Annotated in this window: 25 protein-coding genes and 1 pseudogene; 10 read left to right on the top strand and 16 right to left on the bottom strand. The window is 75.5% G+C overall.

What is annotated here, in order from left to right; genetic code table 11:
* A complete protein-coding gene (locus ACFYUZ_RS00250) occupies nucleotides 1–2,982 on the bottom strand; it encodes a BTAD domain-containing putative transcriptional regulator (protein ID WP_389304920.1) in 2,982 nt (993 codons plus the stop codon).
* 150 nt (nucleotides 2,983–3,132) lie between these two features.
* On the opposite strand from ACFYUZ_RS00250, the gene ACFYUZ_RS00245 reads away from it, so the two are divergent.
* Nucleotides 3,133–3,894 carry a BTAD domain-containing putative transcriptional regulator gene (locus ACFYUZ_RS00245; RefSeq protein ID WP_389304918.1) on the top strand — a complete coding sequence of 254 codons (762 nt, stop codon included), beginning with the start codon at nucleotides 3,133–3,135 and terminating at the stop codon, nucleotides 3,892–3,894.
* A 19-nt stretch (nucleotides 3,895–3,913) separates the two neighbouring features.
* Here ACFYUZ_RS00245 and ACFYUZ_RS00240 read toward each other — a convergent pair whose 3' ends face one another.
* The 5 genes from ACFYUZ_RS00240 to ACFYUZ_RS00220 form a co-directional block, all read right to left on the bottom strand.
* Nucleotides 3,914–4,492: a hypothetical protein gene (locus tag ACFYUZ_RS00240; protein WP_389304917.1), complete on the bottom strand. Its 579-nt coding sequence runs from the start codon at nucleotides 4,490–4,492 to the stop codon at nucleotides 3,914–3,916.
* A gap of 173 nt (nucleotides 4,493–4,665) precedes the next feature.
* Complete coding sequence (locus tag ACFYUZ_RS00235) at nucleotides 4,666–5,175, bottom strand: GNAT family N-acetyltransferase (RefSeq protein ID WP_389304915.1); 510 nt, start codon at nucleotides 5,173–5,175, stop codon at nucleotides 4,666–4,668.
* On the bottom strand, nucleotides 5,172–5,588 hold the full coding sequence (locus ACFYUZ_RS00230) for an arsenate reductase ArsC (protein ID WP_389304913.1): 417 nt from the start codon (nucleotides 5,586–5,588) through the stop codon (nucleotides 5,172–5,174). Before ACFYUZ_RS00230 ends, ACFYUZ_RS00235 begins: the two co-directional genes overlap by 4 nt.
* Nucleotides 5,585–6,307, bottom strand: coding sequence for an aquaporin (locus ACFYUZ_RS00225; RefSeq protein ID WP_389304912.1), 723 nt, complete (start codon nucleotides 6,305–6,307; stop codon nucleotides 5,585–5,587). The genes ACFYUZ_RS00230 and ACFYUZ_RS00225 overlap by 4 nt, the downstream gene beginning before the upstream one ends.
* Nucleotides 6,304–6,624, bottom strand: coding sequence for an ArsR/SmtB family transcription factor (locus tag ACFYUZ_RS00220; RefSeq protein WP_389306230.1), 321 nt, complete (start codon nucleotides 6,622–6,624; stop codon nucleotides 6,304–6,306). The genes ACFYUZ_RS00225 and ACFYUZ_RS00220 overlap by 4 nt, the downstream gene beginning before the upstream one ends.
* A 163-nt stretch (nucleotides 6,625–6,787) precedes the next feature.
* Here ACFYUZ_RS00220 and ACFYUZ_RS00215 point away from each other — a divergent pair, with 163 nt between their 5' ends.
* Together ACFYUZ_RS00215 and ACFYUZ_RS00210 are read left to right on the top strand one after the other, a co-directional pair.
* Entirely contained in the window at nucleotides 6,788–7,270 is a 483-nt protein-coding gene (locus ACFYUZ_RS00215) for an ArsI/CadI family heavy metal resistance metalloenzyme (protein ID WP_389304910.1), read from the top strand.
* A gap of 198 nt (nucleotides 7,271–7,468) precedes the next feature.
* Nucleotides 7,469–8,326 (top strand): PhzF family phenazine biosynthesis protein, encoded by an 858-nt coding sequence (locus ACFYUZ_RS00210; RefSeq protein ID WP_389304908.1) that lies wholly within the window; start codon nucleotides 7,469–7,471, stop codon nucleotides 8,324–8,326.
* On the opposite strand, the gene ACFYUZ_RS00205 is transcribed toward ACFYUZ_RS00210, so the two are convergent.
* Complete coding sequence (locus ACFYUZ_RS00205; protein ID WP_389306228.1) at nucleotides 8,301–8,597, bottom strand: winged helix-turn-helix transcriptional regulator; 297 nt, start codon at nucleotides 8,595–8,597, stop codon at nucleotides 8,301–8,303. The two genes, ACFYUZ_RS00210 and ACFYUZ_RS00205, sit on opposite strands and share 26 nt — an antisense overlap.
* Before the next feature lie 194 nt (nucleotides 8,598–8,791).
* On the opposite strand from ACFYUZ_RS00205, the gene ACFYUZ_RS00200 reads away from it, so the two are divergent.
* A complete protein-coding gene (locus ACFYUZ_RS00200; RefSeq protein WP_389304906.1) occupies nucleotides 8,792–9,400 on the top strand; it encodes a carboxymuconolactone decarboxylase family protein in 609 nt (202 codons plus the stop codon).
* A 13-nt stretch (nucleotides 9,401–9,413) separates the two neighbouring features.
* Here the strand turns inward: ACFYUZ_RS00200 and ACFYUZ_RS00195 are convergent, their stop codons facing one another.
* Nucleotides 9,414–10,301, bottom strand: coding sequence for a LysR family transcriptional regulator (locus ACFYUZ_RS00195; RefSeq protein WP_389304904.1), 888 nt, complete (start codon nucleotides 10,299–10,301; stop codon nucleotides 9,414–9,416).
* A gap of 119 nt (nucleotides 10,302–10,420) precedes the next feature.
* On the opposite strand from ACFYUZ_RS00195, the gene ACFYUZ_RS00190 reads away from it, so the two are divergent.
* The gene (locus tag ACFYUZ_RS00190) at nucleotides 10,421–10,876 is read left to right on the top strand and encodes a cupin domain-containing protein (protein WP_389304903.1); all 456 of its coding nucleotides are present in this window, start codon (nucleotides 10,421–10,423) and stop codon (nucleotides 10,874–10,876) included.
* On the opposite strand, the gene ACFYUZ_RS00185 is transcribed toward ACFYUZ_RS00190, so the two are convergent.
* Nucleotides 10,855–12,687, bottom strand: a complete 1,833-nt coding sequence (locus tag ACFYUZ_RS00185; RefSeq protein ID WP_389304902.1) for an IucA/IucC family protein — start codon at nucleotides 12,685–12,687, stop codon at nucleotides 10,855–10,857. The two genes, ACFYUZ_RS00190 and ACFYUZ_RS00185, sit on opposite strands and share 22 nt — an antisense overlap.
* On the opposite strand from ACFYUZ_RS00185, the gene ACFYUZ_RS00180 reads away from it, so the two are divergent.
* Complete coding sequence (locus tag ACFYUZ_RS00180) at nucleotides 12,686–14,368, top strand: IucA/IucC family protein (RefSeq protein ID WP_389304901.1); 1,683 nt, start codon at nucleotides 12,686–12,688, stop codon at nucleotides 14,366–14,368. The genes ACFYUZ_RS00185 and ACFYUZ_RS00180 overlap by 2 nt on opposite strands.
* A 294-nt stretch (nucleotides 14,369–14,662) precedes the next feature.
* Here the strand turns inward: ACFYUZ_RS00180 and ACFYUZ_RS00175 are convergent.
* Nucleotides 14,663–15,034: pseudogene (locus ACFYUZ_RS00175) on the bottom strand (DUF2079 domain-containing protein); the annotation flags it as partial.
* Nucleotides 15,035–15,075: 41 nt separating this feature from the next.
* Here ACFYUZ_RS00175 and ACFYUZ_RS00170 point away from each other — a divergent pair.
* Both ACFYUZ_RS00170 and pucL read left to right on the top strand, forming a co-directional pair.
* Nucleotides 15,076–16,221 (top strand): winged helix DNA-binding domain-containing protein, encoded by a 1,146-nt coding sequence (locus ACFYUZ_RS00170; protein ID WP_389304899.1) that lies wholly within the window; start codon nucleotides 15,076–15,078, stop codon nucleotides 16,219–16,221.
* A gap of 202 nt (nucleotides 16,222–16,423) precedes the next feature.
* A complete protein-coding gene (pucL, locus tag ACFYUZ_RS00165) occupies nucleotides 16,424–17,341 on the top strand; it encodes a factor-independent urate hydroxylase (RefSeq protein WP_389304897.1) in 918 nt (305 codons plus the stop codon).
* A 3-nt stretch (nucleotides 17,342–17,344) separates the two neighbouring features.
* Here pucL and crcB (ACFYUZ_RS00160) read toward each other — a convergent pair whose 3' ends face one another.
* A complete protein-coding gene (gene crcB, locus ACFYUZ_RS00160) occupies nucleotides 17,345–17,701 on the bottom strand; it encodes a fluoride efflux transporter CrcB (RefSeq protein WP_389304895.1) in 357 nt (118 codons plus the stop codon).
* Complete coding sequence (crcB, locus tag ACFYUZ_RS00155; protein ID WP_389304894.1) at nucleotides 17,698–18,114, bottom strand: fluoride efflux transporter CrcB; 417 nt, start codon at nucleotides 18,112–18,114, stop codon at nucleotides 17,698–17,700. Before crcB (ACFYUZ_RS00155) ends, crcB (ACFYUZ_RS00160) begins: the two co-directional genes overlap by 4 nt.
* A 480-nt stretch (nucleotides 18,115–18,594) precedes the next feature.
* On the opposite strand from crcB (ACFYUZ_RS00155), the gene ACFYUZ_RS00150 reads away from it, so the two are divergent.
* A complete protein-coding gene (locus ACFYUZ_RS00150) occupies nucleotides 18,595–19,857 on the top strand; it encodes an IS701 family transposase (protein WP_389304892.1) in 1,263 nt (420 codons plus the stop codon).
* Between the two features lie 19 nt (nucleotides 19,858–19,876).
* Here the strand turns inward: ACFYUZ_RS00150 and ACFYUZ_RS00145 are convergent, their stop codons facing one another.
* The 4 genes from ACFYUZ_RS00145 to ACFYUZ_RS00130 form a co-directional block, all read right to left on the bottom strand.
* Nucleotides 19,877–21,904, bottom strand: a complete 2,028-nt coding sequence (locus tag ACFYUZ_RS00145; protein ID WP_389304891.1) for a helix-turn-helix domain-containing protein — start codon at nucleotides 21,902–21,904, stop codon at nucleotides 19,877–19,879.
* Between the two features lie 165 nt (nucleotides 21,905–22,069).
* A complete protein-coding gene (locus ACFYUZ_RS00140; protein WP_389304890.1) occupies nucleotides 22,070–22,966 on the bottom strand; it encodes a BTAD domain-containing putative transcriptional regulator in 897 nt (298 codons plus the stop codon).
* Nucleotides 22,967–23,312: 346 nt separating this feature from the next.
* Entirely contained in the window at nucleotides 23,313–23,795 is a 483-nt protein-coding gene (locus tag ACFYUZ_RS00135; RefSeq protein ID WP_389304889.1) for a DUF1772 domain-containing protein, read from the bottom strand.
* Between the two features lie 33 nt (nucleotides 23,796–23,828).
* Complete coding sequence (locus tag ACFYUZ_RS00130) at nucleotides 23,829–25,427, bottom strand: von Willebrand factor type A domain-containing protein (RefSeq protein ID WP_389304887.1); 1,599 nt, start codon at nucleotides 25,425–25,427, stop codon at nucleotides 23,829–23,831.
* A gap of 215 nt (nucleotides 25,428–25,642) precedes the next feature.
* Here ACFYUZ_RS00130 and ACFYUZ_RS00125 point away from each other — a divergent pair, with 215 nt between their 5' ends.
* Nucleotides 25,643–26,362 carry a DNA-binding response regulator gene (locus tag ACFYUZ_RS00125; RefSeq protein ID WP_389304886.1) on the top strand — a complete coding sequence of 240 codons (720 nt, stop codon included), beginning with the start codon at nucleotides 25,643–25,645 and terminating at the stop codon, nucleotides 26,360–26,362.
* Nucleotides 26,363–26,380 lie beyond the last annotated feature (18 nt).

The following is a 26,380-nucleotide window of genomic DNA, read 5'->3' as shown; positions in this document are numbered from 1 at the left end:
TCAGGCCTCCTGCGGGAGCGCCGCGCCCGGCGCCCGCGCCTCCTCGAGCTCGACCCGGAGCAGGCGCAGGCGGCCCATGAGGACGGTGCTGCCGGTCTCCTCGGCGAGGGCGAGGGCCGCGGTGAGGTCCTCGTCGGCCCGGTCGGCGCGGCCGGCCCGCAGACGGGCCTCGGCCAGGCCCAGCAGGACGTAGGCCATGCCCAGCCGGTCGCGCTTGGCGCGGACGATCCCGGCCGCCTCGGTCAGGGCCTCCTCCGCCTCCGGCAGCCGCCCGGCCGCCAGCAGGGCCCGCCCCAGCCGGTGGAAGGCCTGGGCCGCGCCCCGGGTCGCGCCCAGCCCCCGGGCCACCGCGACCGCCTCCCGGCCGAGGCGTACGGCCTCCTCCAGGTCCCCCGCGTCCAGGGCGATCTGGGCGAGGTTGTTGAGCGCGTGGGCCTGCGCGGAGAGGTCCCCGGCGGCCCGCAGCGCGGGCAGCGCCCCGTCCAGGAGTGCGCGTGCCGCGCCCGCGTCGCCCCGCTGGCGGACCACGACGGCCAGCTTGCAGGCGTTCAGCGCGGCCCCGTAGACCTCGCCGCCGGCCCGCAGGACGCCGTCCGCCTCCTCCAGGAGCCGGACCGAGGCCTCCGACTCGCCCCGGTAGAGCAGGGCGGCGCCCAGCTCACCGAGCATCACGCCCTCACCCTGCCGGTCCCCGGCGGCCCGGGAGGCCGCCAGGCCCTCCTCGCAGAGGCGCCGCCAGTCGTCGGTGTTGCTGCGGATCTCGCAGAAGCCGACGGTGGAGGCGGCCAGGTCCCAGGCGAGCGCGGCGAGTCCCAGCCGGGCGGACTGGGTGACGGCCGCCACCAGGCAGTGGCGTTCGGAGTCGAACCAGTCCAGCGGGCGGGCCAGCAGGTCGTCCAGGAGGTCCCGGTCGACGTGCGGGCGGGGGGCCGGGCCGTGCACCACGGAGTGGTCACCGCCGTACTCGCGGCGGTGGGCGGCCTCGGCGACGGTCAGCCAGCTGTGCAGAGCCCGGTCCCGGGCCGCCTCCGCGGCCGGGCGGTCGGGGTCCTCCTGGGCGCGTTCGCGCGCGTAGAGGCGGAGCAGGCTCTGGAAGCGGTAACGGTACTGGCCGGTGGCGTCCGGGCCGGAGACCTCCAGGAGATGGGCGTCGGTGAGTTCGTCCAGGTACTGCTCGGCCGTCTCCACCGAGCAGTCCAGGAGCGCGGCGACGGCCCAGGCCGGCACGTCGGGGACGTCCAGCAGGGAGAGCCGCCGGTACACGGAGGCGAGGCCCGGCGACAGGCAGCCGTGGCTCAGCTCGAAGCTGGCCCGTACCCGGCTGCCGCCGAGGCTGAGCTCGTCCAGGCGGCGGTGCTCGTCGGCGAGCCGATCGGCGAGGCGGCGCACGGTCCAATGCGGGCGGGTGGCCAGCCGGGCGGCGGCGATGCAGAGGGCGAGCGGCAGCCCGTCGCAGAGTTCGGCCAGCCGCGCCGTCTGCGCGCGGGAGGCGGCGGTACGGCCGCCGGTGACGATCCGGTCGAGCAGGGCGGTGGAGTCGGCCTGGTCCAGCACCCCGAGCGGCACCCGGACGGCACCGTGCCGCAGCACCAGCTCCTCCATGCTCTCCCGGCTGGTGACGACCACACAGCAGCCGCCATTGGCCGGCAGCAGCGGGGCGACCTGCGCGAACGAGGAGGCGTCGTCCAGGACGACGAGGACCCGGCGGCCGCGCAGCAGCCTGCGGTAGAGCGAGATCCGGGACGCCTCGTCGTCGGGCAGCCGGTCGCCGGGCGCGCCGAGCGAGCGCAGGAGACGGCCCAGAACCTCGCCGGGGGCGGCCGGGGCGGAGCCCAGGTCCACATGGAGGCAGCCGTCCGGAAAGGAGGCGGCGGCGCGGTGCGACCAGTGCACGGCCAGCGCGGTCTTGCCGATCCCGGCCACCCCGGTGACCAGGGCGACCCGGGGCGGCTCGCCGTCGGGGCGGCCGTCGAGCAGGGTGTCGAGGACCTCGGTCTCGGCGGTGCGGCCGGTGAAGGAGGGGATGTTCGGGGGAAGGTCGGACGGAGCGAGGGGCGGAGCGCCGGGCGGGGCGGGGCGGCGGTCGGCGGGGGCGGGGGCTTCGCCCGGGGAGTCCGCGAGCGAGGTCTCCGGCTGCTCTTCCGGCCGCTCTTCCGGCTCCTCGGCCGTGACGGGTGCGACGGGCACGGCAGGTGCGACGGGCTCGGGGACGGTCGGCGGGGCCGCGATGGCCGGGTCCTCGCAGAGGACCGCGTGGTGCAGCTCCCGCAGTGCGGTGCCGGGTTCGAGCCCCAGCTCGTCGATGCTCAGCTGGTGCCCGACGCGGAAGGTCTCCAGGGCGTCGGCGCGGCGGCCGGAGCGGTACTGGGCGAGCATCAGCGAGTGCCGGGTGCGCTCCCGCAGCGGGTGCTCCCTGACCAGGGCGGCCAGTTCGGCGGTGAGCTCCTGGTGGCGGCCCAGGGCGAGCCGCAGTTCGGCGTGGCCGTCCAGCGCGGTCAGCCGCTGCTCCTCAAGCCAGCAGGCCTCCTGCTCCAGCGCGTAACCGGTCAGGCCGTCCAGGGCGGGGCCCCGCCACAGGGCGAGGGCCCGCCGGTAGGCGTCGGCGGCCTCCGCCGAACGGCCGGAGCCCGCCAGCGCGGAGGCCTGCCCGGTGAGCGAGAGGAAGTCGACGAGGTCGAGTCGGTGGCCCTCGATGTCGAGCCGGTACCCGGGGTGGGAGGTGACGATGGCCTCGCCGTCGACGCCCGCCTCCCGGAACAGCTTGCGCAGCTGGGCGACGCAGATGGAGATCTGGGTCCGGGCGGTGGGCGGCGGCGAACCGTCCCAGACGGTCTCGGCGAGCTCGTCCACCGAGACCGTGCGGCCGTGCCGCAGCAGGAGCAGGGCCAGCACCGCACGCTGACGGGCGCCGCCGGGCCGGATCTCCCTGTCCTCGCAGGTCAGCCGGAGCGTCCCGAGCAGACCGAACCGTATCGACGCCAACCCGGGCCCCCCTCCCTGAAAGTTGTCATGATCATAATGTCTGGAACACGGGTTCGACAGGGGCGACGGACCCCGGCCGGGCGGGCGGTCCGGACCACCGATAAGCGGCCGATACCGGGAGGATGAGCCGTCCGCCTACGGTCGCTCCCCATGACGCCCTTCCTGGAGACAGCACTGCTCGGACCGGTCCGCATCCGGGCCACGTCGGGGGACGCGGAGAACGCCCTGGGGGGCGCGAAGCCCCGCACGGTCCTCGCCGCACTGCTGCTCGCCGAGGGACGGGTCGTCCCGGACGGCCGGCTGATCCGCGCCCTGTGGGGCGAGCGCCCCCCGGCCCGCTCCGTCGCCCAGCTGCACACCTACGCCTCCCGGCTGCGCGCCCCGCTCGCCGGGGCCGCCCGGCTGGAGCGGGTGGGACGCGGTTACCGCCTGTCGGCCGTCCCGGGGCGACTGGCCTGCGACCACCGCCTGTTCGTGGAGCGCACCGCGCTCGGCGGCACGCTGCTGCGACAGGGGGAGGCGCGACGGGCCGCCGCCGTCCTGCGTTCGGCGCTCGACCTCTGGCAGGGCGAGGCCCTGGCCGACACCACCGAGCGGCTGGCGCAGGAGGAGCGCCCATGGCTGGAGGAGGCCCGGCTGACGGCCCTGGAGGACCGGATCGAGGCGGAGCTCGCCACCGGCCTGCCGCACGGACTCGTCGCCGAACTGACGGGACTGGTGGTCCGGCACCCACTGCGGGAGCGGTTCCGCTGCCTGCTGATGACCGCCCAGTGCCGTGCGGGCCAGCCCGCGGCGGCCCTGCTCCAGTTCCACTCCGGCCGGGAACTGCTCGCCGACCGGCTGGGCGTCGGCCCCGGCCCTCTGCTCACCCGCACCTTCCAGCAGGTCCTGGCGGGTGAACTCGCCGCCTGAACCGCGCCGTCGGCGGTCCTCAGGCGAGAAGCAGGGCGAGCGCGGCCGGGACGTCCGGCACGGGGACGGGGTCTTCCAGTGCCGCCAGGACGGCGTCCACGGCCTCGTACGTCCACTCCGGGCGGTTCTCCCCGCCCGCCCGCCACAGCCAGAGGAGGGCGGCCCCGGCGTAGCAGAGCGCGTAGCGGGCGGCGAGGCGACCGGCGGCGGACCCCTCGGGGGGGCCGTCGTGCTCGGCCAGTTCCCAGTGCAGCCGGTCGGCGGCCTCGGTGAGCCGGTCCGCTCGGGAGGCCATCGCGCTCCCCTCCGACTCCCGGCTCAGCGCGGGCAGGGACTGCACCAGGGCGCAGCCGCGCCCGTCGTCCGCCTCGGCGGCCGGGCCCGGGGCGGCCGTCTCGCCGGGCAGTCCGGCCGCCGCGCGGAACAGGGCCCCGCCATCGGTCCGTTCGCCCGCGAAACCGCGCACCAGCTGCGGGATCCGCTCCAGGAGGGCGGCGGGCGGCCCCTGGAGCACGGCGGAGGTCACCGCCGCCTGGCCGGGCAGCAGCCGTAAGGTGCCCTCGGCGTAGTCGAGTACGGCGTCCCGTGCTGTCCCCATGCTCGCTCCTCCCACCGGGCCCCGGGGTGCGGGGTCGAAGGACCAGCGTCGCGGAGGAGGCTGCACGGGTTCTGTATTTTCTCCGCACTCGCCGCCTCCTCAGGCCGCTCTCCGGCCGCTCGCCGCCCGTGTCCACAGGGGGGAGGCGGAGGGCGCCTTCGACCGCTCCCCTCTCAGGTGATCCGTGGGCTGCGGCGTTCGAGGAGGAGCACGTCGCGCCAGACGCCGTGGTGGCGTCCGACGCGTTCGCGGGTTCCGACGACGCGGAAGCCGGCCCGCCGGTGGAGGGCGAGGCTGGCGGTGTTCTCGGGGAAGATGCCGGACTGGACCGTCCAGATGCCGGCCGACTCCGTGGAGGCGAGGAGGGCGGTCAGCAGGGTCAGGCCCACGCTGCGGCCCCGGGCGTCGGGGTGGACGTAGACGGAGTGCTCGACGACACCGGCGTACGCGCACCGGTCGGAGACCGGTGACACGGCGGCCCAGCCGAGCACCCGGCCGGTGTCGTCGACGGCGACCAGGCGGTGGGCGGGCAGCCTGGCCGCGTCGAACGCCTCCCACGTCGGGGCGGCGGTCTCGAACGTGGCGTCCCCCTCGTCGATGCCCGACCGGTAGATCGCGAGGACCTGCTCGGCGTGCTCCGGCCCCATGGGCACCACGCGGGCGCCGGGCGGCGGGGCGGTCATGCGCGGGCCTCGACGCCGAGTTCGGCGAGCAGGCCGCGGACGCGGCGCTCGATCTCGTCCCGGATGGGACGCACGGCTCCGACGCCCTGCCCGGCGGGGTCGTCCAGCTTCCAGTCGAGGTAGCGCCTGCCGGGGAAGACCGGGCAGGCGTCGCCGCAGCCCATGGTGATGACGACGTCGGACGCCTGGACCGCCTCCGCCGTGAGGATCTTCGGGGTCTCGGCGGCGATGTCGACGCCGGACTCGCGCATGGCCTCGACCACGGCCGGGTTGACGGCCTCGGCCGGGGCGGAGCCCGCCGAGCGGACGTGGACGCGGTCGCCGCCGAGGTGGGCGAGGAAGGCGGCGGCCATCTGGGAGCGGCCGGCGTTGTGGACGCAGACGAACAGGACCGACGGGGTGGGGGTGCTCATGGGGTCAGGACGCCTTCCGTGACGACGGGGGTACGGGCGGGGGCCGGGCGGCGGCGGCCGAAGGTGACCGCGACCAGGCCGAGGCCGACGGCCGCCCCGAGGAGCTGGGAGACCACGAAGGGGGCGACGGAGGCGGGGGCGATCCCGGCGAAGGTGTCGGTGAAGGCGCGGCCGATCGTCACGGCGGGGTTGGCGAAGCTGGTGGAGGAGGTGAACCAGTAGGCCGCGCCGATGTACGCGGCGACGAGGAGCGGGGCGAGGTGGGCGCGGCCGGCGCGGGTCAGTCCGAAGACCAGCCAGACCAGTCCGGCGGTGGCCACGACCTCGGCCAGCCACAGATGGCCGGCGGAGCGGTCGTGGGTGGACCACTCCACCAGGGGCCGGCCGAACATCGCGTCCGCGAGCACCGCTCCGCCGATCGCCCCGGCGATCTGGGCGGGCACGTAGGCGGCCACCTCGCGGAGGGACAGCCCGCCGCCGTCGTACCGGGCCGCGAGCGTCACCGCCGGGTTGAAGTGCGCGCCCGACACCGGGCCGAGCAGGGCGATCAGCACGCCCAGGCCGAACACGGTCGCCAAGCCGTTCGCGAGGAGCTGGAGACCGACGTCCCGGGTGAGTTCGGTGGCCTGGATGCCGGAGCCGACCACCACGGCGACCAGCGCCGCCGTACCGATCCCCTCGGCCGCGGCCCGCCGGATCAGGGGTGCGGGTCCGCTCACGACGACGTCCTCGCGGGGGCGGCGGGGATCTGCAGCAGGGCGGACAGCTGGGCCAGGGCGTCGGGGAGCACCCAGTAGTAGACCCAGGTCCCGCGCCGCTCGGAGTCGACGAGGCCCGCCTCGCGGAGCACCTTGAGGTGGTGGGAGATCGTCGGCTGGGAGACGTCGAAGGGGCCGGTCAGGTCGCAGACGCACGCCTCGCCGCCCTCGTGCGAGGCGATCAGCGACAGCAGCCTCAGGCGGACCGGGTCCCCGAGGGCCTTGAACATCCGCGACAGCCCCACCGCGGCGTCCTCGCCCAGCGGCTCGCGGACCATCGGCGCACAGCACGCCGCCGTTCCGGCGCCGTCCTGCCCGGCCGGCGGCAACAGCAGCACATCCCGTTTCGACATTCCTCAATATTGACAGCTGTCGATACCGGTGGCAACGTCGACTGTATCGACAGCTGTCGATACAAGCCGCCCGTCGAAGGAGACCACCATGTCCCGCGTCCAGCTCGCCCTGCGCGTCGCCGATCTCGAAGGCTCCGTCGCCTTCTACTCCCGGCTCTTCGGCACCGACCCCACCAAGCGCCGCCCCGGCTACGCCAACTTCGCCGTCACCGAACCCCCGCTCAAGCTCGTCCTCATCGAGGGCGAGCCCGGCGAGGACACCCGCCTCGACCACCTCGGCGTCGAGGTCGCCACCACGGCGGACGTCACCGCCGCCACCGAACGCCTCCGGGACGCAGGCCTCGCGACCTTCGAGGAGAACGACACCTCCTGCTGCTACGCCCTCCAGGACAAGGTCTGGGTCACCGGTCCCGGCAGGGAGCCCTGGGAGGTGTACGTCGTCAAGGCCGACGCCGACACCCTGGAGAAGGACGGCACGGCCCCCGGCGCCTGCGGCGGCGAGCCCACCTGCTGCGCCCCGCCGGAGCCGACGGTGACGTCGGCCGGGCCCGGGGCGCCGGGCTTGGGCTGATCTCGCCCGCGCCGGCTCCGGCGTCACGGGCTCGGGTTCGTGCTGGTGGACGTCGCGTACGTCGTCCTGGCCGGGTTCGTGGCGTGGAGGCGCTTCGGTCCCGAGTCCCTCCCCGGCTGAGCCGAGACGTCACGGGAGGCGTCACCGGGGGTGTCGGTGGGGTACGGGTGGAGGGTGGTGTTCTTCGGGGAGTCGGCCGTGACCGTCGTCCAGGCGTGCGTACGGGGCGGGCCGGAGGGACGGGGCGGCAGCCCCACGGCCGTGCTGGACGACGGGCCGTTCGGCGAGGGCGAGCGGCGGCGGGTTCCCGGGGCGGCGGGAGCCTCGCACGCCGTCTTCGTCACGCGCGAGGGCGAGCGGGACGGGCACCCCGCCTTCTCCCTCCGGTTCTTCACCTCCGAGGGGGAGCTGCCCTCCTGCGGACACGGCACGATCGCCGCCCTCGGCCTCCTCGCCGCGCGGGCCGGCACCGACACGTACGAGGTGTCCCTCCGCGTCGGAGGCCGTACGTTCGCCGGCCGGGCCGTACGGAAGGGGCCGTACGCCGAGGTCGGCTTCGTCCACGGCCCCGTGGAGCTCCGCGAGCCGGCCGGGACCGAGTCCGCGCTCGTGCTGCCGGCCCTCGGCCTGGCCCCGGACGCGCTCGGGCCGGGGCTCCGGGTCGCCTCCGTCGGGCGGCCGCGCCTGCTGGTCCCGGTGGCCTCCCGGTCCGCGCTCGCCGCCCTCGCCCCGGACATGGAGCGGCTCCGCGCCGCCTGCGACCGCCTCGGCCTCCTGGGCTGTTACGTGCACTCGGCGCCCACGCCCTCGGGGCGGCTCGCGGCCCGGATGTTCGCCCCGTCGATCGGCGTCCCCGAGGACATCGCCAACGCCAACGGCACGGCCTGCCTCGCCGCCCACCTCGCCGGCCGCGGCGTCGACCGCGTCTCGGTGGACATGGGGGACTCCCTCGGCAGTCCCGCCACCATCGGCGCCACGGTCGAGGCCGGCCCGTCCGGTCCGGTGGTGCGGCTGGGCGGCGGCGTCCTCGTCAGGCGCCCGGGTCACCGTCCGTAGGCCCCCCGGCCTCCCTCGCCCATCGGCCGCTCCAGGCCTCCAACGGGGCCAGCGCCCCGACGAGTTCCACGCCCAGGGGAGTGAGCCGGTACTCGTCGTCCGCGCGGGTCAGCAGCCGGGCCTCGGCCAGTTCCTCGAGGCGGGTGCTGAGCACGCTGGAGGACATGCGCTCGCAGCGGCGCTGGAGCTCGCGGAAGCCGGCCGGGGCCTGGCTCAGTTCCCACAGGACGCGCAGGGCCCAGCGGCGTCCGAGCAGGTCGAGCGCGGCCATGACCGGCCGGCCGGACGCGGATCCCCTCACGGGCCGTCCGGGGACGGGCCGCCCCCGCGCGGGCCGTCCGGGTGCGGGCCGTCCGGCCCGTGGCGGCCCCGCTCCGGTCTCTCCCACGTCGCCCCTCCTCCTTGCGCTTCGCTTTCCGAAGCATCATAGTGGCGCTTCTGAAAACGAAGCAGGAGGTGCAGCGGATGTCCCGCATCGAACCGCTCGTCCCCCCGTACTCCCCCGCCGTCGACCGGGCCCTGCGCCGCTGGATGCCGCCCGGCGTCCCCCACGAACCGCTCCGGCTCTTCCGGGTCCTGCACCGCAACCCCGAGCTGGCCTCCCGCATGTTCGCCCTGGGCGCCGGGCTCCTCGGCCACGGGCTCCTCCCCGCCGCCGACCGCGAGTTCGTCATCGCCCGGGTGACCGCGCGCAGCGGCTGCGCCTACGAGTGGGGCGTCCACGCCGCGACCCTCGCCCCGCGGGCGGGGCTCGGCCCCGAACAGCTCCGCGCGACCACGGACACGAGTACGGCCCCGGGCACGGGCACGGGCACGGGCACGGACCCCGCCCCGGGCACGGCCCCCGCCCCTCTGACCCGGCGTCAAGCCGCCCTCCTCGCCGCCGTCGACGAGCTGCACGACACCGCGCGCCTCTCCGAGCCGGCCTGGGACGCCCTCCGCGCCCACTACGAGGACGCCCAGCTGATCGAGTTCCTCGTCCTGGCCGGCTGGTACCGGACCGTCAGCTACCTGGCCAACGGGCTCCTGCTGGAGGAGGAGCCCTGGGCCGAGCCGTTCCCCGCCGCCCCGTGAACCGGCGCCGGTCTCAGCCGACGGCGCGCAGGGCCCTCAGCAGGTGCCGCAGGGCCGGTCCCGGCGGGCCCGGCCGGACGGCCAGCGAGGTGGTGACGGTGAGGCCGGCGAGCGGGCGCACCGCGACCCTGGGGACCCTCGGCAGTCCCCGCACCTCGTAGAAGAGGGTCCACGACGGCTCCCGGGCCGTGCCGATCGCCGTGAGCGTGGCCTGGAGGTCGCTGAACGGCGGCCCCGGGACCGGCTGGAGCCCGGCCGCCCCGAACGCGCCGGTGACCAGCGAGTGGAAGGGCGGATTGTCCTCCCGGGGAGCGAGCCGCAGCGGAAGGCCGGCCAGCTGGTCCAGGCGCGGTTCCGGTTCGGCCGCGAGCGGGTGCCCCTCGGGCAGGGCGGCGTACAGCGGATCGCTCCACAGGGGGAGCGGCGTCAGGCCGGGTGCCGCGCCCGGCTCGTCCGGCAGCGCCCGTACGAGGGCCGCGTCCAGCTCTCCGTCGCGTACGGCCGCCAGGCGGCGGGCGACGGGCAGCCGGTGCAGGCGCACCTGCAACCGGGGCGCCCCGACGGCGAGTTCGCCCAGGACGCGGTTGATCCGGTCCCCCGGGCCGTGGATGCCGCCCAGGCGCAGGATCCCGTCGTCGCCCGCCGCGATGTCGGCGGCCACGCGCGCGGTGCGGTCGGCGGCCGCGAGCACGGCGCGCGCCTCGGGCAGCAGCCGCTCGCCCGCGGCGGAGAGCCGCACGCGCCGGGTGGTGCGCTCGAAGAGCTCCACGCCCCAGGCCCGTTCGAGCCGCCGGATCTGCTGGCTGACCGCCGACTGGACGATGCCGAGACGCTCGGCGGCCCTGCCGAAACCGCCCTCCTCCGCCACGGTCACGAAGTACCGCAGCTGTCGCAGCTCCACCGCCGCCCCTCCCCGGATTCATCACGAACGGTGATCCCCGCCGTCTGCAACCGCCTGTGGTGCGGCCTCTCTTCCCCGGATCGAATGGAGGCCGACGTCCCAGGAAGGAGCCGTACACGATGTCCGAGACCCAGAAGGCGCTGGTGGTGCACGCCGAGGAGGCCGAGCGGATCGACCTCCCCCACGGCGGCGGTTTCCGCCTCCTCGCCGACGCGCGCGACACCGGCGGCGCGCTCGGCGCCAACCGTCTCTCCCTCGGCGAGGGCGCGGCGGGGGCCCCGCCGCACTTCCACGCGCGGTCGACCGAGCTGTTCCACGTGCTGGACGGGGTGATGCGGTTCGTCCTGGACGGCCGTACGGAGACCGTGGCCGCCGGCGGGCTGGTCTCCGTGCCGCCCGGGACGCCGCACTCCTTCGGCGCGGCCCCCGGCTCGACCGCGGAGCTGCTGGTGGTCCTGACCCCCGGCGTCGACCGCTTCGGCTACTTCCGGACGCTCGGCCGCGTCCAGCACGGCCTGGAAAGCTTCGAGGCGCTCCGGTCCGCGCAGGACCGCTACGACGTGCACTTCCTCTGAGGCCGGTCCGCGAGGGGGTTGCGCAGGGGGGTCCACTCGTCCCGGTCCACGCCTCGCAGGCGCATCAGGGTGAGGGCCTTGACCCGGAGCTCCGGGGCGAAGAGGGCGGCCCGGTCGGCGCGGTTCTCGGGGGTCGCCGGCAGGTCGTCGTAGGCGCGGTCGGCCGCGGCGGCGACGACCGCCCAGAGCCGGGCCCCGGCGGTCCGGTCGCGGTCGGCGAGGGCGGAGACCAGGGTCCCGAAGGTGGTCCCGAAGAGGTGGCCGAAAAGCATCGTGCGGAGCACCGCCGGGTCGTCGTCGATCACCCGGCCGCCGACCGGCGCGGCGTCGAAACCGTGTCGGGCGAGGCGGGCAGGGCTCAGCCGGACGTCGGCGAGGTCGCGGTACACGACCCGGCGGGGCCGGGCGTGCGCGTCGAGCACGACCAGGAGGTTCTGCCCGTGGGCGGCGGGGGCGACGCCGCGGCTCAGGAGGCGGACGAGCGGCGGGACCGCGAGGGCCGCGAAGGCGGCCAGCCAGTCGGCGCCCGCGTCCGGGGCGCCGGCGGACGCCAGGAGCGTCCGGATCAGGGGCGGCCCGTCGCCGGCGGGGCGGGCGGCGAGCGCCGCCGCCGGCACGACCGCCTCCCCCGCCCGCAGGCCCGCGGCGGCGGACGGGGACTCGCGGAGCAGCACGGCGAGGTCGCCGCTGGGCTCGCCGCGCACGAGCGCGGAGACGCCGGCGAGGTTGCGGGTGATGCGCAGCGTGTCGGCCAGGTCGGCCACGACGTGCGCCAGCAGTTCCGAGAGCGGCGCGCTGTTCTCGACCCCGCTCGCCGAGATGTCACGGATCGCACTGGTCATCCGCGTGGACAGCGCCGTCTTCAGGTGCGGTCCGCCGTCGAGCGGCGCGAGGGTCCGCACGCTCATCAGCGGCCGGGCGGGGATCGCTCCGGTGGCGAACGGCCGGTGTCCGAGCCCCGGCAGGACGTGCTCGCTCTGCCAGGGGTGCACGGGCAGCAGCAGCCGGTCGCCGTCCCGCAGCCGCTCCGGCCACGCGCCCGCGACCCGGCACCGGTCGGCGGGGACCGCCACCAGGTCGAGGCCGACGACCGGACGGTGCTCGGGGGCGTACGCGAGCTGCTCGGCCACGGAGAGCCCGGGGCGGCTGCGGCAGGAGGGGTGGTACGGGTGCCCGTCGACGATGCTCTGCTCGACGTACGCGAGCGGGTCGCCGCCGCCGGATCCGGGGACGGTGCCCGCCGCGTACGGGGACGGGCCGAGGCCCTCCCGGCCGGGGAACGCGCCCGCCGCTCCGAGCCGGTCGCCGCCGCCCGGCCCGGAGGCCGCGCCCGCCGCGTGCGCGGCCGAGCCGACGCCGCCCGGCCCGGAGGCCGCCGCCGCCCCCGCCCGGGACAGCGCCAGGGAGGCGACTCCGTGGTCCAGGTCCGCGACCAGGGGGGCGGCGCCCGGGAGGTCGAGGGCGGCGAGGAGGGCGGCCGGGTGGTCGTGGGCGCGGCCGTCGAGCCGTACGGTCGTGTCCTCGCCGGGAACGGCCAGGTCGTACGGGAGCCGGGGCGGGCCGCTCAGGACGCGCCCGTCGGCGAGCCGCACCCGGCCGGCGTCCCCGTCGCGCTCCGCCACCCCCGGCAGCGGCTCGTGCAGCAGCGCGCGCCACAGCCGGGCGAGGACCGCGGCCCGGGCCGGGGCCAGCTCCCGCCGGTAGGCGGGGAGGAGCCGGGGGGCCGCGTCCGCCAGCTCGGCGGCGACGGCCGCCTCGGGAGCGCGCGGCGCGTGTCGTGCGCCCGTATCGTGATCCGGAGCGGAGTGCATGAAGGCTCACTACCCTGCACAGGATGTCCCTACCGGTGGACGACCCGCCGGGGTCCGGGTGGAAGGCGCTGTCGTGAGTGAAGCCAGGGGCGAGGCCGACGCCCTCTCCGCCACCGCCCTGCTCAACTGCCTGATCCGCGAGGTGGCCGAGACCGGTCCGCGCACGGATCCGGACCACGCCGTGCACCGGCTCCCGGCGACCGGCCGGCTGCTGCGGGTACGGGCCGGCCGGCGGCCGACCGAACCCTGCGTCCGCACCGACGGCGGCTGGCTCCCGCTGACCTTCGAGGCCCTCGTGGCGCTGACCGCCGACGAGCTGGGCCGGCGCACCGGCGTCACCAACAGGACCGTCGTCGGCGAGATGACCGACAGCAGGGACGTCGTCGCGGTGCTGCGGGACGCCCGCGCGTCCGCGTGCCCGCCGGAGGACCCGTACCTGCGGTCGGAGCAGGCGCTGCTCGCGGGACACCGCTACCACCCGGCGCCGAAGTCGCGCGGGGCGGGCGCCCCGGAGAGCTGGCTGCCGTACGCGCCGGAGGCGTACGCCCGGTTCCCGCTGGAGCTCCTCGGCGTCCGGGCCGACGTGGTCGCGGAGGACGGCGACCTGTCGCTCCTGGACGTCCTGGGCACGGAGGCGCCCGACGGCTACGTCGCCCTTCCCGTCCACCCCTGGGAGCTGGACCTGCTCGGCGAGCTGCCCGCGTTCCGCGACGGGCGGCTGCTGCGGCTCGGCGCCGGCGCGCCACGGGCGGGCCTGGCCGTGCCGACGTCCTCCGTGCGGACGGTGTACCTGCCGGAGGCCGACCTCTTCTGCAAGTTCAGCCTGGACGTGCGGATCACCAACGGGAACCGCCGCCTGGAGCTGCGCGACCTGCTGTGGCTGCGGACGATCGCGGAGCTCCTCGCGCCCGTCTTCGATCCCCTCCCCACGGCGACGTTCCTCGCCGACCGGGGCTACCGCACCGCCGACCTCGGCGGGCAGCACGCCTACGAGGGCTTCGCGGTGATCGCCCGCGAGGGCCTGCGGCCGCATCTGCCGCCGGGGGTGACGCCGCTGCTCGCGGCGGGCATCGGCGAGGGCTTCCCCGGCAATCCGGTCGACGGGCTGACGCCGGAGAGGGCGCTCGCGTGGTGGCGGCGCTACCTCGACCTGCTCGTGCCGCCGGTGCTGCACGCCTGGCGGGCCCACGGCCTGGTCCTGGAGTGCCATCTGCAGAACGTCCTCGTGGGCGTGGACGCCACCGGCCTGCCCGCGCGGGTGCTCTTCCGCGACCACGAGGGCGTACGGATCGTCGCCGAGCGGCACCGCGGGCTCCTGGACCGGCACGGGCCGCGGGGGCCCGCCCCGGCCCTGGACGCGGCGCACGGCTGGGAGCGGCTGGCGTACTGCCTGGTGACGAACAACCTCTCCGAGATCGCCGGCGCCCTCACCGACCGCCACCCCGAGCTGGCCGGCGAACTGTGGCCCCTGGCCCGGTCGGTGTTCGCCGGGTACGCGGCGGAGCACGGCGGCCCGGCGGAGGTCTCCGCGCTGCTCGACTCGCCACACGTGCCCGCGAAGACCAACCTCCTGCTGCGCTGGCTCGACGTGGACGGCGCCGACGCCCGCTACGTGCCGACGGCCAATCCGCTGCGCCCGCCCTCCCGTCGGGAGCTCAGCGGACGGGGCGGTCCGGCCTGACCCGTACGAGGGTGGTGTCCACGCCCCTGTCCGAGCCGAGAAGCAGACGCCCCCTACCGCAGCAGCAGGTTCGCGCCCACGTCCTCCGGGACCGCCTCCCGGACCGGGGTGCCGTCCGGGCCCGGGCGGTGCGCGCCGACGACGGGGCCCATGTCCTCCTTGGCGGTGCACGCACGGCAGGGCCGCCCAGAAGGCGGCGGCGCACCGGTGGGCGAGCCCGCGCTCCAGCATGAGGAGGGTGAACGGCGCGGCCTGGGCGAGGATCAGCGTCCGCGGGTCGTCCCACAGCAGGTGGAGCGGGGCGAGGAGGGCGAGCGCGGGGGTGAAGTGGTCGCCGAGGAGCGAGAGGCCGGGCGGGAACTCGTGGTGGACGTTCTTGATCGGCGACCTGGGGAGCTCGCCGCGCGCGGAGGCCCGCACGGCCTGGTCGAAGATGCCGAGGCCGAAGCCGGTGGCCCGCAGGGCCGTCCAGGACTGCGGGCCGAGGCCCGTGCAGACGAGGAGGCGGAGGGCGGTGAGGGCGACGCTCCGGTGCCTGTCCCCCTCCTCGTCCCCGGCCGGCTGTCGGCCGGGCCCCGTGGCCCCGTGGCCCCGGCAGACGGACGGTGTCCTCGTCCGGCGGACCGGTCTCCGTGTACGACACCGCGCTCCCCAGGGCCACGACATGACGTTGCGTCGTTGTCAGTGCCGGAAGGGAGAATCGCGTCATGGTGATCTCCGCGCGCGCCCTCAACCGCTCCACCCTCCGGCGGCAGTTGCTCCTGGAGCGCGCGCCGCTCGGTGTCGCGGACGCCGTCCGGCGGGTGGTGTGCCTCCAGGCGCAGCATCCCGGCTCGCCCTACGTGGCCCTGTGGAACCGGGTCGCGGACTTCGACCCCGGGCGTCTCGACGGGGCCGTGGACGGATTCGAGTTGGTCAGGTCGACGCTGATGCGGCTCACGCTGCACCTGGTGCACGCCGAGGACTACCGGGCGTTCCGGGAGGGCATGGAGCCGACGCTGCGCGGTTCGCGGCTGCACGATCCGCGGTTCACGAAGGCGGGGTTCACGGCCGCCGACGCCGACGCGCTGCTGCCCGGCCTCCTGGCGTACGCCGGGAGCGCGCGGACCGGGGCCGAGCTGCGGCGGCACATCGAGGAGGGCCGGGGCGGGCCGGTGGAGGCCGTCGTCTGGCGGATGGTGCGGCAGTACGCGCCGCTGTGGCACGCGCCGACGGGTCCGCCGTGGTCGTTCGGCACCGCGCAGTCCTTCGTCACGGCGGCCGAACTGCCGGTCCTCGCCGACCCGGAGGCCTCCGCCGCCGGCCTCGCCGCCCTGGTCCGGCGCTATCTGGAGGGCTTCGGGCCCGCGTCCGTACCGGACATGGCGCAGTTCACGACGGCCCCGCGCCGCCTGGTGCGGGAGGCGGTGCGGTCCCTGGAGGGGGAGCTGGACCGCCTGGAGGGGGCCGACGGGACGGTGCTGTACGACGTGCCGGGGGCGGTGCGGCCCGGCGGGGACGTCCCGGCGCCGCCCCGGCTGATGGCGATGTGGGACAGCGTCCTGCTGGCCTACGCGGACCGCAGCCGGGTCATCCCGCCCGCGTACCGCAAGCACGTCATCCGCGTGAACGGCGACACGCTCCCGACGCTCCTCGTCGACGGGTACGTGGCCGGGGTGTGGCGGCCGGTCGACGGCGGGATCGAGGCGAGCGCCTTCCACCCGCTGACGGCCGGCGACTGGGAGGGGCTCGCGGCCGAGGCGGCGTCCCTCGGGGCGCTGCTCGCCGACCGCGATCCGCGGGTGTACGGGCGGTACGACCACTGGTGGGCGAAGGGCCTGCCGTCGGTCGAGACCCGGGTCCTGCCCCGCTGACGCTCCCCCTCACCCATTGCCAGCCGCCCGGAACGCACCTATCTTCGAGCCGACACCTACGGACCGGGATGCTCGTCAGTCCCGGGGCGGTCCGCCGTTCACGGGCCGGACGGCGGGGAGCGGACTCCAGGACGACGGAGGGCGCTGGACGCCGGGCGTACGGGATATCCGTATCCACGTACCCGCAGGAGCTGAGCAGCACATGAGCAAGCACGTCCTCGCCCAGAACCAGTACGGCAAGGCCGAGAACCGCATCGTCACCGTCACCCGCAAGGGCGGCGACGGCGCGTGGCACGAGATCCGCGACCTGAACGTGTCGGTGGCGCTGCGCGGCGAGTACCGCGACGTCCACCTGACCGGCGACAACGGCAACTGCCTGCCGACCGACACCACGAAGAACACGGTCTACGCCTTCGCCAAGGAGCACGGCGTCGACTCCCCCGAGGCCTTCGGCATCCTCCTCGCCCAGCACTTCGTGTCCTCGCAGCCCGTGATCCACGAGGCGCAGATCCGGGTCGAGGAGTACGCCTGGGAGCGGATCTCGGTGCCGAGCCGCAAGGAGCAGCACTCCTTCGCCCGCAAGGGGCAGGAGGTCCGCACCGCGCAGATCACGTACTCGGAGACCACCGGCCTCCAGGTCCTGTCGGGCCTGAAGGAGCTGACGGTGATGAACTCGACCAACTCCGAGTTCCACGGCTTCATCAAGGACGAGTACACGACGCTCAAGGAGGCGTACGACCGCATCCTGGCCACCAAGGTCACCGCCCGCTGGGCGAACTCGGCCTCGGCCGCCGGGGACGCCGGGCACGACTGGGACGCCTCGTACGCGAAGGTGCGGCGCCACATGCTGGAGGCGTTCGCGGAGACGTACAGCTACTCGCTCCAGCAGACCCTGCACGCGATGGCGGACCGGGTCCTGGACCACGTCTCCACGGTCAACGAGGTCCGGCTCAACCTGCCGAACAAGCACCACTTCCTGGTGGACCTGGAGCCGTTCGGGCTGAAGAACGACAACGAGGTGTACTTCGCGGCCGACCGGATGTACGGCCTGATCGAGGGCACCGTCCACCGCCAGGGCGTCCAGCCGGTGATCGCGACCAGCGACTGGATCACCGCGTAGGGATCAGCGGAGCCCGGCCGCCGTCTCCACTCCCAGCCATACGGCTCCGAGTCCGGCGGCCAGGCTCCCCGTCGCGTTCAGCACCGCGTAGCCCTTCGCCCCGTTCTCGTACAGCCGGAACGTCTCGTACGAGAAGGTGGAGTACGTCGTCAGCGCCCCGCACAGGCCCGTGCCGAGCAGCAGCTGCGCCTGCGCCGAGGCGACGCCGGTCAGGAGCCCCAGGACGAACGAGCCCACGACGTTGACGGTGAAGGTGCCCCACGGGAAGACCGAGTCGTGGCGCGCCTGGACCGCGCGGTCGGTGAGGTAGCGCAGGGGCGCGCCGACGGCGGCGCCCGCCACGACGAGCAGCCAGTTCACGCGCGCCTCCCCCGGCTCCGTACGACCGCCCGGGCGAGGGTGACGCCCGCCCCGACGGCGGCGAGGGCCGCGAGCAGGGTCCCGCCCAGGTAGAGCAGGCCGCGCGCCGGGTCGCCCCCGCTCAACAGGCGCTGGGTGTCGAGGCCGTACGTCGAGAAGGTGGTGTACCCCCCGCAGAAGCCCGTGCCGAGGAAGGGCCGGAGCAGCCGGTGCGGGGCGGTCGTGGTCTCGGTGAGCAGGACCATGAGGACGCCGAGCAGCAGGCAGCCGGTGACGTTGACCGTGAGGATCGTCCAGGGGAAGGCGCCGGCGGGGGTGGGCCGGGCGAGCGTGGCTCCGTAACGCGCGACCGCGCCGAGGGCGCCGCCGGCGGCGACCACCGCGACGACCGGCAGTTCCTTGCGCAGCCCCATGCGCCCAAGGTTACGAGAGCGGGGCGCACGGTCGGCCGCGAGGGACCGGGCGACGGCCACGGCCACGACCACCACGACGCCGGGGGACGGCCACGGCGCCGGGGAGGACCGCGACGCCGGGGGACGGCCTCGGCGCCGGGTGAAGGCGAGGCGCACGGGCGCGGATCCCGGCCTGGGGCATTAACCGGGATCCGGCCCGTGCAGCCTCGCTCTGCGATGGTCCGGCCACGCCCTGCGACGGGTCAAAGCCCGGCCGCCGAATCTGTCAGATCCCCCCGCGGGGTATTCCGGATCGCCGGGACAGGGGTCCGCGACGGGGTGGGTGCGCCGCTTCTGACCTGCGGTGACACGGCGAGAGGTGGCCGGGTCACCATCCGGCGGCCGATTCGGGTGCCGGGTACACCTCGTCCCCGGGGGCGGGTCCGGGCGAGGGTGGTGGAGCAGCGGGAGGGAGCTGCGCAACCTGAGGGCAGGAGTGTCGTGAGTACATCCGTCGCAACCAAGCGCAGGGCCGCCACCGGAGCCGTCGCCCCGGCCGTGCCCCTGGGCGTCGTCAGGTCCTCCGCCGGCGCGGCCGACTCGCGCGGGGACGTCTACGCCGAGCTGTGTGCCGCGCTGTTCTCCGGCTTCCCGCGCCGCGACCAGCGTCTGAAGGCCGAGCAGTACCTGCACGGCCTGCTCACCGCGCAGGGCCGCAAGTCGATCCGCAACATCGCCGCCCAGATCGGCGGGCCGGCGGCCGAGCAGAGCCTGCACCACTTCGTCTCCAGCTCCACCTGGGACTGGCAGCCCATGCGGGCCGCGCTCGCCCGGTACCTGGAGCGGCACAGCTGCCCGCAGGCCTGGGTGGTGCGGCCGATGCCGATCCCGAAGGCCGGGGAGCACTCGGTGGGCGTGGACCGGCGCTTCGACCCGGAGCGCGGGCAGGTCTTCCACGGGCAGCAGGCGTTCGGCGTGTGGTTCGCGAGCGACGAGCTGAGCGTGCCGGTCAACTGGCGGCTCTTCCTGCCGGATCCCTGGGTGAACGACCGCACGCGGCGCGACCGCGCGGAGGTCCCCCAGGAGGCCGGCGAGGAGACCATGGAGGAGTGCGCGGTCGCCGCGGCGCTCGACACGGCCCGCTGGTCCGACGTCACCCGCAAGCCGGTGCTGCTCGACATACGGGGCGGTGCGGGGCGGGCCGCCCTGGCGCGGCTCGCCGGGGCGGGCGTGCCGGTGGTGGCCCGGATCAACCCGGGCTCGCGGCTCGCGATCGCCGACCGCTCGCTGCCGGGCTTCGGCGCGGGCCCGCTGTCCGCCGTCCAGATCCTGGAGTCGCTCAAGGGGCTGCGCCGGCCGGTGAGCTGGGTGGACACGGTGGCGGGCGCGCGGACCTCGCGGACCTCGCTCGCGACGGCCGTCCGGGTCGCGCTGCCCGCGCCCGGCGGGGAGCGGATGCGTCCGCTGGTGCTGCTCGGCGAGTGGGACGACCCGCGCCGGGCCCCGGCCCGGGTGTGGATCAGCGATCTGACGAACTCCCCGGTCGGTTCGCTGGTGCGGATCACGAAGCTCGGCCGCCGGGTGGAGCGGGACTTCGCGGAGGTCGGCGAGGGGGCGGGGCTGCGGGACTTCGTGGGCCGTTCGTTCCGCGGCTGGCACCGTCACATCACGCTGGCGTCGGCCGCCCACGCGGTGACGGTCATGGCCGGCGGCTGGGACGCGGCGTACGAGACGGGCTACGGCTCCGGGCGCTCGGCGAGCTGAGGGGCGCGGTCCCTCCGCGTCACGCGCCGCGCTCCGGCGGGCCCGGCTGTCGGCCCGGGTCCGCCGTCGGGCGTCCGCGGGCCAGGACCTCCCGGGTGCGCTGGAGGCGCAGCGCCAGCTGGACCTCCAGGACCTGCCCGGGCTTCTGCCACTCGGGGCCGAGGAGTTCGCCGATCCGTTCCAGGCGGCGGGAGACCGTGTTGGGGTGGACGTGGAGCGCCTCGGCCGCGATCGAGGGGCTGCCGCCGGAGGCGAAGTACGCCTCCAGGGTGTGGGTGAGGTCGGTGAACCGCTCGGCGTCGTAGTCCAGCACGGGCCCGATCGCCGACTCGACGAAGCCGTCCACGTCGTTGTCGTCGGAGAGCAGCAGCCCCAGGAAGCCGAGGTCCTGCACGGAGGCGGCCGAGCCGGTCCCGCCGAGCGCGCTCATCGCGTCCAGGCAGCGGTGGGCCTCCTGGTGTATCCGCCCGACGCCGTCCGGGCTCTGGGCGGGTCCCGCCGCGGCGACGGAGACGGGGTGCCCGAGCAGCGGGGACAGTTCGGCGGCGACGGCCTTGGCGGCGGCCGAGGCGTCGATGCCGGGGAGCAGCAGCACGATGCAGCCGCCCTGCACGGTCTTGAGGCCGGAGAGGCGGTACGCGTACGAGGACGCCCAGACCACCGCCCGGCCCTGCTCGCCGCCCTCGGGCCGGGCGAGCACGAGGACGTGCGGCCGGCGCAGGTCGACGCCGAGGCGGCGGGCCCGCTGGGCGATCTGCTGCGGGGCGTGCGGCGGGTCGGCGATGAGGTCGTCGAGGAGTTCGTCGCGGACGGGTCCTTCGGCGACGGCGGTGGAGCGGCGCATCAGGAGGAGGAAGGCGACGCACTGGGCGGCCAGTTCGAGGAGGCGTTCGTCCTCGCCGGTGAGTCCGCCGGCGGCGCGGATGACGAGGCCGCCGAGGTCCTCGGAGCCCGCGATGACCGGCGCGACCCACGTGTCGCCGTCGGTGAGGACCGGGCGGCGCCGGGCGTGGGCGTCGAGGGAGGCCTTGGCGACGGCCTCCTCGTCCAGGCCGGGGATGTCTCCGGCGGAGGCCAGGGGCCGGCCGCCGGGGTCGCGGATCAGCACGGTCGCGTCGAGGGCGTCGGCGGCGGCCTTGGCCACGTTGCACAGGTCGCCGCCGGCGAGGACGAGGCTCATGATGCGGCCGTGGGCCTCGCTGACGTGCCGCATCCGGGCGAGGCTGGTGCGCACCCGGGAGCTGTCGCGCTCCAGTTCGGAGACCTCGGCGCGGGTGCGGTCGAGGAGGCCGGCCTTCTCGACGGCGAGGGCGGCGAGGTCGGCGAGGCCCGCGAGGAGGCCGATCTCCTCCGGGGTGTGGTGCCGGACCCGCCGGTCCGCTCCGTAGAGGGCGCCGACGACGGTGTCCCCGCTGCGCAGCGGGGCGGCCACGATCGCGTGGACGCCCTCGGCGCGCAGGGCGGATTCGGCGGCCTCGTCGAAGGCGGGGGCGTGGACGCCGGCGTCGAGGGAGCCGGAGGGGGCGAAGCGCTCGTCGGCGAGGTAGTCGGCGGTCCAGACGGGGCCGCCCTGGAGCTGGACGGCGCCGCCGAGTCCGTACCCCTCGGCGATCCGGAGCCCGGGGGTGAGGCGCGCGCCGGGGCCGGTCGCGGGGCGGGAGCCCTCGGAGGTGTGGACGTAGCTGGCGCCGTGCGGTCCGCGCAGGGTCACGTAGGCGAGGTCGAGGCCGAGGAGCCGGCGGGCGCGGCGGATGACGACGCGCAGCAGGCTGTCGAGGTCGTACGAGAGGGTGAGGTCGCGGGCGGTGTCCGTGAGGGCGGCGAGTCCGGCCTCGCGGCGGGCGTCGCGCGCGCGTCCGGTGTGGACCGCGCCGGCGAGGTCCACGGCCCGCTCCAGGCGGTGGAGTTCCTCGCCGTCCAGCCCGGTCCGCCGGGCCTCGTCGAGGAGGGTGTCGAACTGGGCGGGCGGGGCCTGCCGGGCGAGCAGTTCGAGGACCGTGAGCAGCGCGTCGGCACCACCGGCTCCGTCCGCGCCGTGCACTGTCATGGCCCCTGCCCCCGTGGTCGAGCGAAATCGGGCACCTGGGAGGAAACCCGTACTGCTCGCCGAAAATAATTCGGCTTCGGGAGTCGGTCAACGGTGAGTTGCCGCACTTCATTCCCGCTGACGGGCGGTCACGCCGCCGGGCGGCGGGCGCACCGCCGCCGCCGCTCAGCCGACGGAGCCCGCCGGGACGAGCCGGGGGCGCGCGGGGCCGTACTGCGCCGTGCCGTACTGGGCGGGGACGTACGGGGCCGGGACGTGCCGGCTGGGGATGTACTGCGTGGGGATCCGGGGGCCGTACGCGGGGCGGCCGGCCGTGTCCCGCACGGCCAGGACCGAGCGCTGGAGCCGGCGGAGCCGCGCCGAGGGCTCCATGCCGCTCTCGCTCTTGAGGGCCGCGCGCAGCCGCTCGTACACGAGGAGGGCCTCGTCGTGCTGGCCGCAGCGCAGCAGGGCGACCATGAGGTGGGCGTGGAGGGGCTCGTTGGTGCGGTAGCGGGCGACGAGTCCGGTGAGTTCGGAGAGGAGTTCGGCGTGCCGGCCGAGGCCCAGCTGCGCTTCCAGCCACTGGTCGAGGACGCTGAGCCGGGACGTCTCCAGTCGCTCGATCTCCCGGCGGAGGCGGGGTCCCGCGGCCACGCCCGCGTAGGGTTCGCCGCGCCACAGGGCGAGTGCCTCGCCGAGGCGGAGGGCGGCCCGGGACAGGTCGCCGGCCTCCATGGCCCGGTAGCCGGCGCCGGCCGCGCGCTCGAACTGCCAGGCGTCGTTGGGGCCACCGCCGGTGTCGAGGCGGTAGCCGCCGGGCTGGGAGACGAGGATCGCGTCGGCGCTGCGCCGGTCCGACCAGCCGGGGCGCGGCTCCGCCGGGTCGGCGCCGCGCAGGGCGCCCGCGATGAGGGTCCGCAGCTCCGCTATGTGCGCCTGCAGTTCGGCGCGGGCGCCGCGGGGCGCGCCGGACGGCCAGAGCTCCTCGGTCAGGACCGTCACGGGGACGACCTGGTCGGCGCTGGCCGTGAGCAGGGCGAGCAGCTGCCGGGGCGCGGCCGCCGTCGGGGTGATCGACACCCCGTTCTCACGTACCGACAGTCCCCCCAGAATCCGGACGTCCACCTTGCCCCCTCAGTGCCTGTGCGGTGTCTGCGCGCGGATGACTCTCGATGATTAGAAAAGACCCCCGTAGTCATGTCAATAAGAAACCGGAGGGTACGGAATGACACTCTTGGATATCGTGGTGATTCACCCTCTTTGTCCGGTTATCTAGGAGTGGGGTTTTCGTCACTGGCGCAGATCTTGTGCATGCCGAAAGACGGTTTCCGGACTCGGGGGTACGCTTTCGAGGGGTCCCCGCGGATGCGGAGGTGGCCTTCACCCACGAGTTCACGCCAGAAACCGGCAGCGGGGTACGGTTTGCCTAGAGCACCGCGGCGGCGGTGAGCAGCCCGAACGCGAGGGTGATCAGAGCCGTACGAACGCGGTGGAAACCGTTCCAGCGCCTCTCGAAGGCGGCCCGGACCGCGGACGGATCGCCCGCCGGATCGCCCGCCGGGGCCTGCTCCGACGCCGCGAGGGCCGTGTTGAGCGGGATGTTCCCGCCGACGGTCACCGCGTGGTTGAGGACCGCCGCCACGAGACCCGCGAGGACCAGCCACTTCTGCGCGTCCGTCCGGCCGTCGACGGGGACGAGGAACGCGGCGGCGGGGAAGGCGACCGCTCCGAGGAAGACCGTGAGGAACACCGGCCTCGGCACGTATTCGTTGATCCGGCGCATCACCGTGACGAACTCCGGGTCCGTCAGACGGGCGAGCGCGGGCATGATCCCGGTCTGGAAGATCAGCAGGAAACCGGCGTAGAGGCCGGTGCTTCCGACGGCGAGGGCGAGCAGCGGGGTGGCCATGCGGCCATTCTGTCCCGCCACCCGCCCCGTGCGTCAGCTGTAGGGATCTCCGGACTTCAACTCGCCTTCCCCGCCGGGGGCTTCGCCCCGCCCGGGGCCGAGCAGTCCGGAGGCCCGCCGGAGGGCGTCGGCCAGCTCGGTGACCACCGCCGAACCCGACCGGTCGGCGATCGCCCCGGCGCGCTTCGCGAGGGCCGGAAGCCCCGGGGCGCCCGGCAGGTCTCCGCCGCGCAGGGCGTCCGCGAAGTAGGCGGCGATCGCGGTCAGCTGCAGGCTGTCGTGGCCGTCGCCCCAGACGTCCCCGGTCAGCGCGGCGGTCCCGAGGGTGCCGGAGCGCTCGTGCGGGGCCCGGGTGGCCGGGTCGAGCCAGCGGACCGTCGCGGTGGCGAGCGGACCGGCGGCTCCGGGACGGGTCTTGACCGCGTACAGCGCGGTGACCGTGTGGCCGGCGCCGACCTCGCCGCCGTCCACCCGGTCGTTCCGGAAGTCGTCGTCGGCGACCGCCCTGTTCTCGTACCCGATGAGCCGGAACTTCTCGACGGTCCGCCGGTCGAAGGCGACCTGCGCCTTGGCGTCCCGGGCGCGCAGCTCCACGTGGGAGGGCAGCTGGTCGACGAAGACCTTCCGGGCCTGCGCCGGGGTGGAGACGTACGTGGTCTGCCCGTCGCCCTTGTCCGCGAGCCGCTCCATGAACTCGTCGCCGTACTCGCTGCCGACCCCGACGCCGAAGAGCGTGATGCCGTACTCCCTGCGCTCCTCGTCGATGCGCGCGAGGATCGGATCGGCCTCGGTGTCGCCGGTGTTGGCGAGCGCGTCGGAGAGCAGCACCACCCGGTTGGTGGCGCCCTTCCGGTGGCCCTCGACGGCGACGTCGTAGCCGGTGCGGACGCCCGCCCCCACGTTGGTGGACGAGCTCGTCGCGAGCGAGCCGACGACCTCGCGGATCCGGTCGCGGGCGCCCCCGACGCGGGTCATGGGCAGCCGGGTCTCGGCCTCGGAGCTGAAGGTGACGAGCGCGATCGAGTCGTCGTCGCGCAACTGGTCGGCGAGCAGCCCGAGGGACTCCTTGACCAGGTCGAGCCGGCCCGGCTCGTCCATCGAGCCGGAGACGTCGACGACGAAGGTGAGGGCGGCGGGCGGGCGTTCGGCGTTCCGGTCCGCGCCCCGGGTGGCGAGCCCGACCCGGAGCAGGGACCAGCCGTCGGCGCCGGTGCGGGCCCCGTCGAGGGTCACGCTGAATCCGTTGTCCTCCGGGCGCGGGTAGTCGGGCCGGAAGCTGTTGACGAACTCCTCGGGGCGCACGGTCGCGGGGTCGGGCAGCCGCCCCTCGGCGAGGGTGCGGCGGGCGTAGCCGTACGAGGCGGTGTCCACGTCCAGCGCGAAGGTGGACAGGTAGTCGGGGGCGGGCGTCGGGGAACGCCGCTCGCCGTCCCGGGGCGCGGCCGTCCCGGTGCGCGCGCCGTCGGGGGCCGCGGGGGCGGGCCGGCCGCCCTTGGGTCCCCCTTCGTCGCCGGCGCGTTCGGTGCCCGCGCCGCATCCGCCGACGGCGAGTCCGGCCGCGAGCAGGGCCGCGACGGCGGCCGGGAACCGGGTTCCGCGACGCCGGCTCCGGCCCTCGTTCTGTCGTTCCATCTCATCTCCCCCTTGTCGTGGGCCACTTGTGAATGTGACGAACGGGAGGCCCGCGGGGAGCAGTCGAAGGAGTTGCGGATGGATCTCGATGCGGCAACGGCGACACGGGTGAAGCGGCGTGGCATGGATTCGCCATCCTTTTCAACAGGGGTTGTCACCGTGTGCAGTCACATGCGTACATGGAGTGGACATCGATCGGGCGGGGGTGGTCAGCGGTGGCAGAGAGCGCGGGCTCCGTGATGCTCGCCCGTTCGGCGATGAACCGGGCCGTGACCGAGGGACAGCGGCCCGCCGGGCGGCCGGTCCGGGGTGCGCGGCGGATCAGTGCCGCACTCGCCGGGCTGGCCGCCTCCGCCCGGCACGAGCTGCTGACCTTCGACGACCCGGTCGCGTCCGCGGGCTTCGCGATCCCCGAGCCGTTCCTGGAGCTGGCGGGAGCGTGCATGCGGGCCGCGGTGGAGCGGGCCGAGGAGGTCAGACGGATCGTCCCGAGGCATGCCCTGCCCCGGCTCGAAGGGGGGCTCCGGTTCCCCGGCCGGGCCCGCCTCGTGGAGACCATCCCGTTCAAGATGATCGTCGTCGACCGGACGGTGGCCGCGATCCCGCTCGATCTGGAGCTGCTGTACAACGGCCTGCTGCTGATCCGGGACCCGGTGGTGGTGCAGGCCCTCGTCCGGACCCATCACGTCTCCTGGGCGGCGGCCGAGGAGCCGGGCCGCGCGGCGGCGCCCCCGCCGCCCCCGTGCGAACTGCCCTCTCAGCTGCGCCCGGTGCTCGACGCCCTCCTGTCGGGGGTCACGGACGAGACGGCGGCCGCCCGGCTCGGCATGTCCGCGCGGACGTACAGCCGCAGGGTGGGCGAGCTGATGGCCGCCCTCGGCACGACGAGCCGCTTCCGCGCGGGCGCGGAAGCGGCTCGAAGGGGGTGGGTGTGAGGAGACCGTAGGGCCCCG

The sequence above is a fragment of the Streptomyces sp. NPDC004266 genome (assembly GCF_042874095.1).
Classification (GTDB): Bacteria; Actinomycetota; Actinomycetes; order Streptomycetales; family Streptomycetaceae; genus Streptomyces.
The sequence above is the reverse complement of the archived record's forward strand: the minus strand, read 5'-3'. Positions and strand labels throughout refer to the sequence as shown.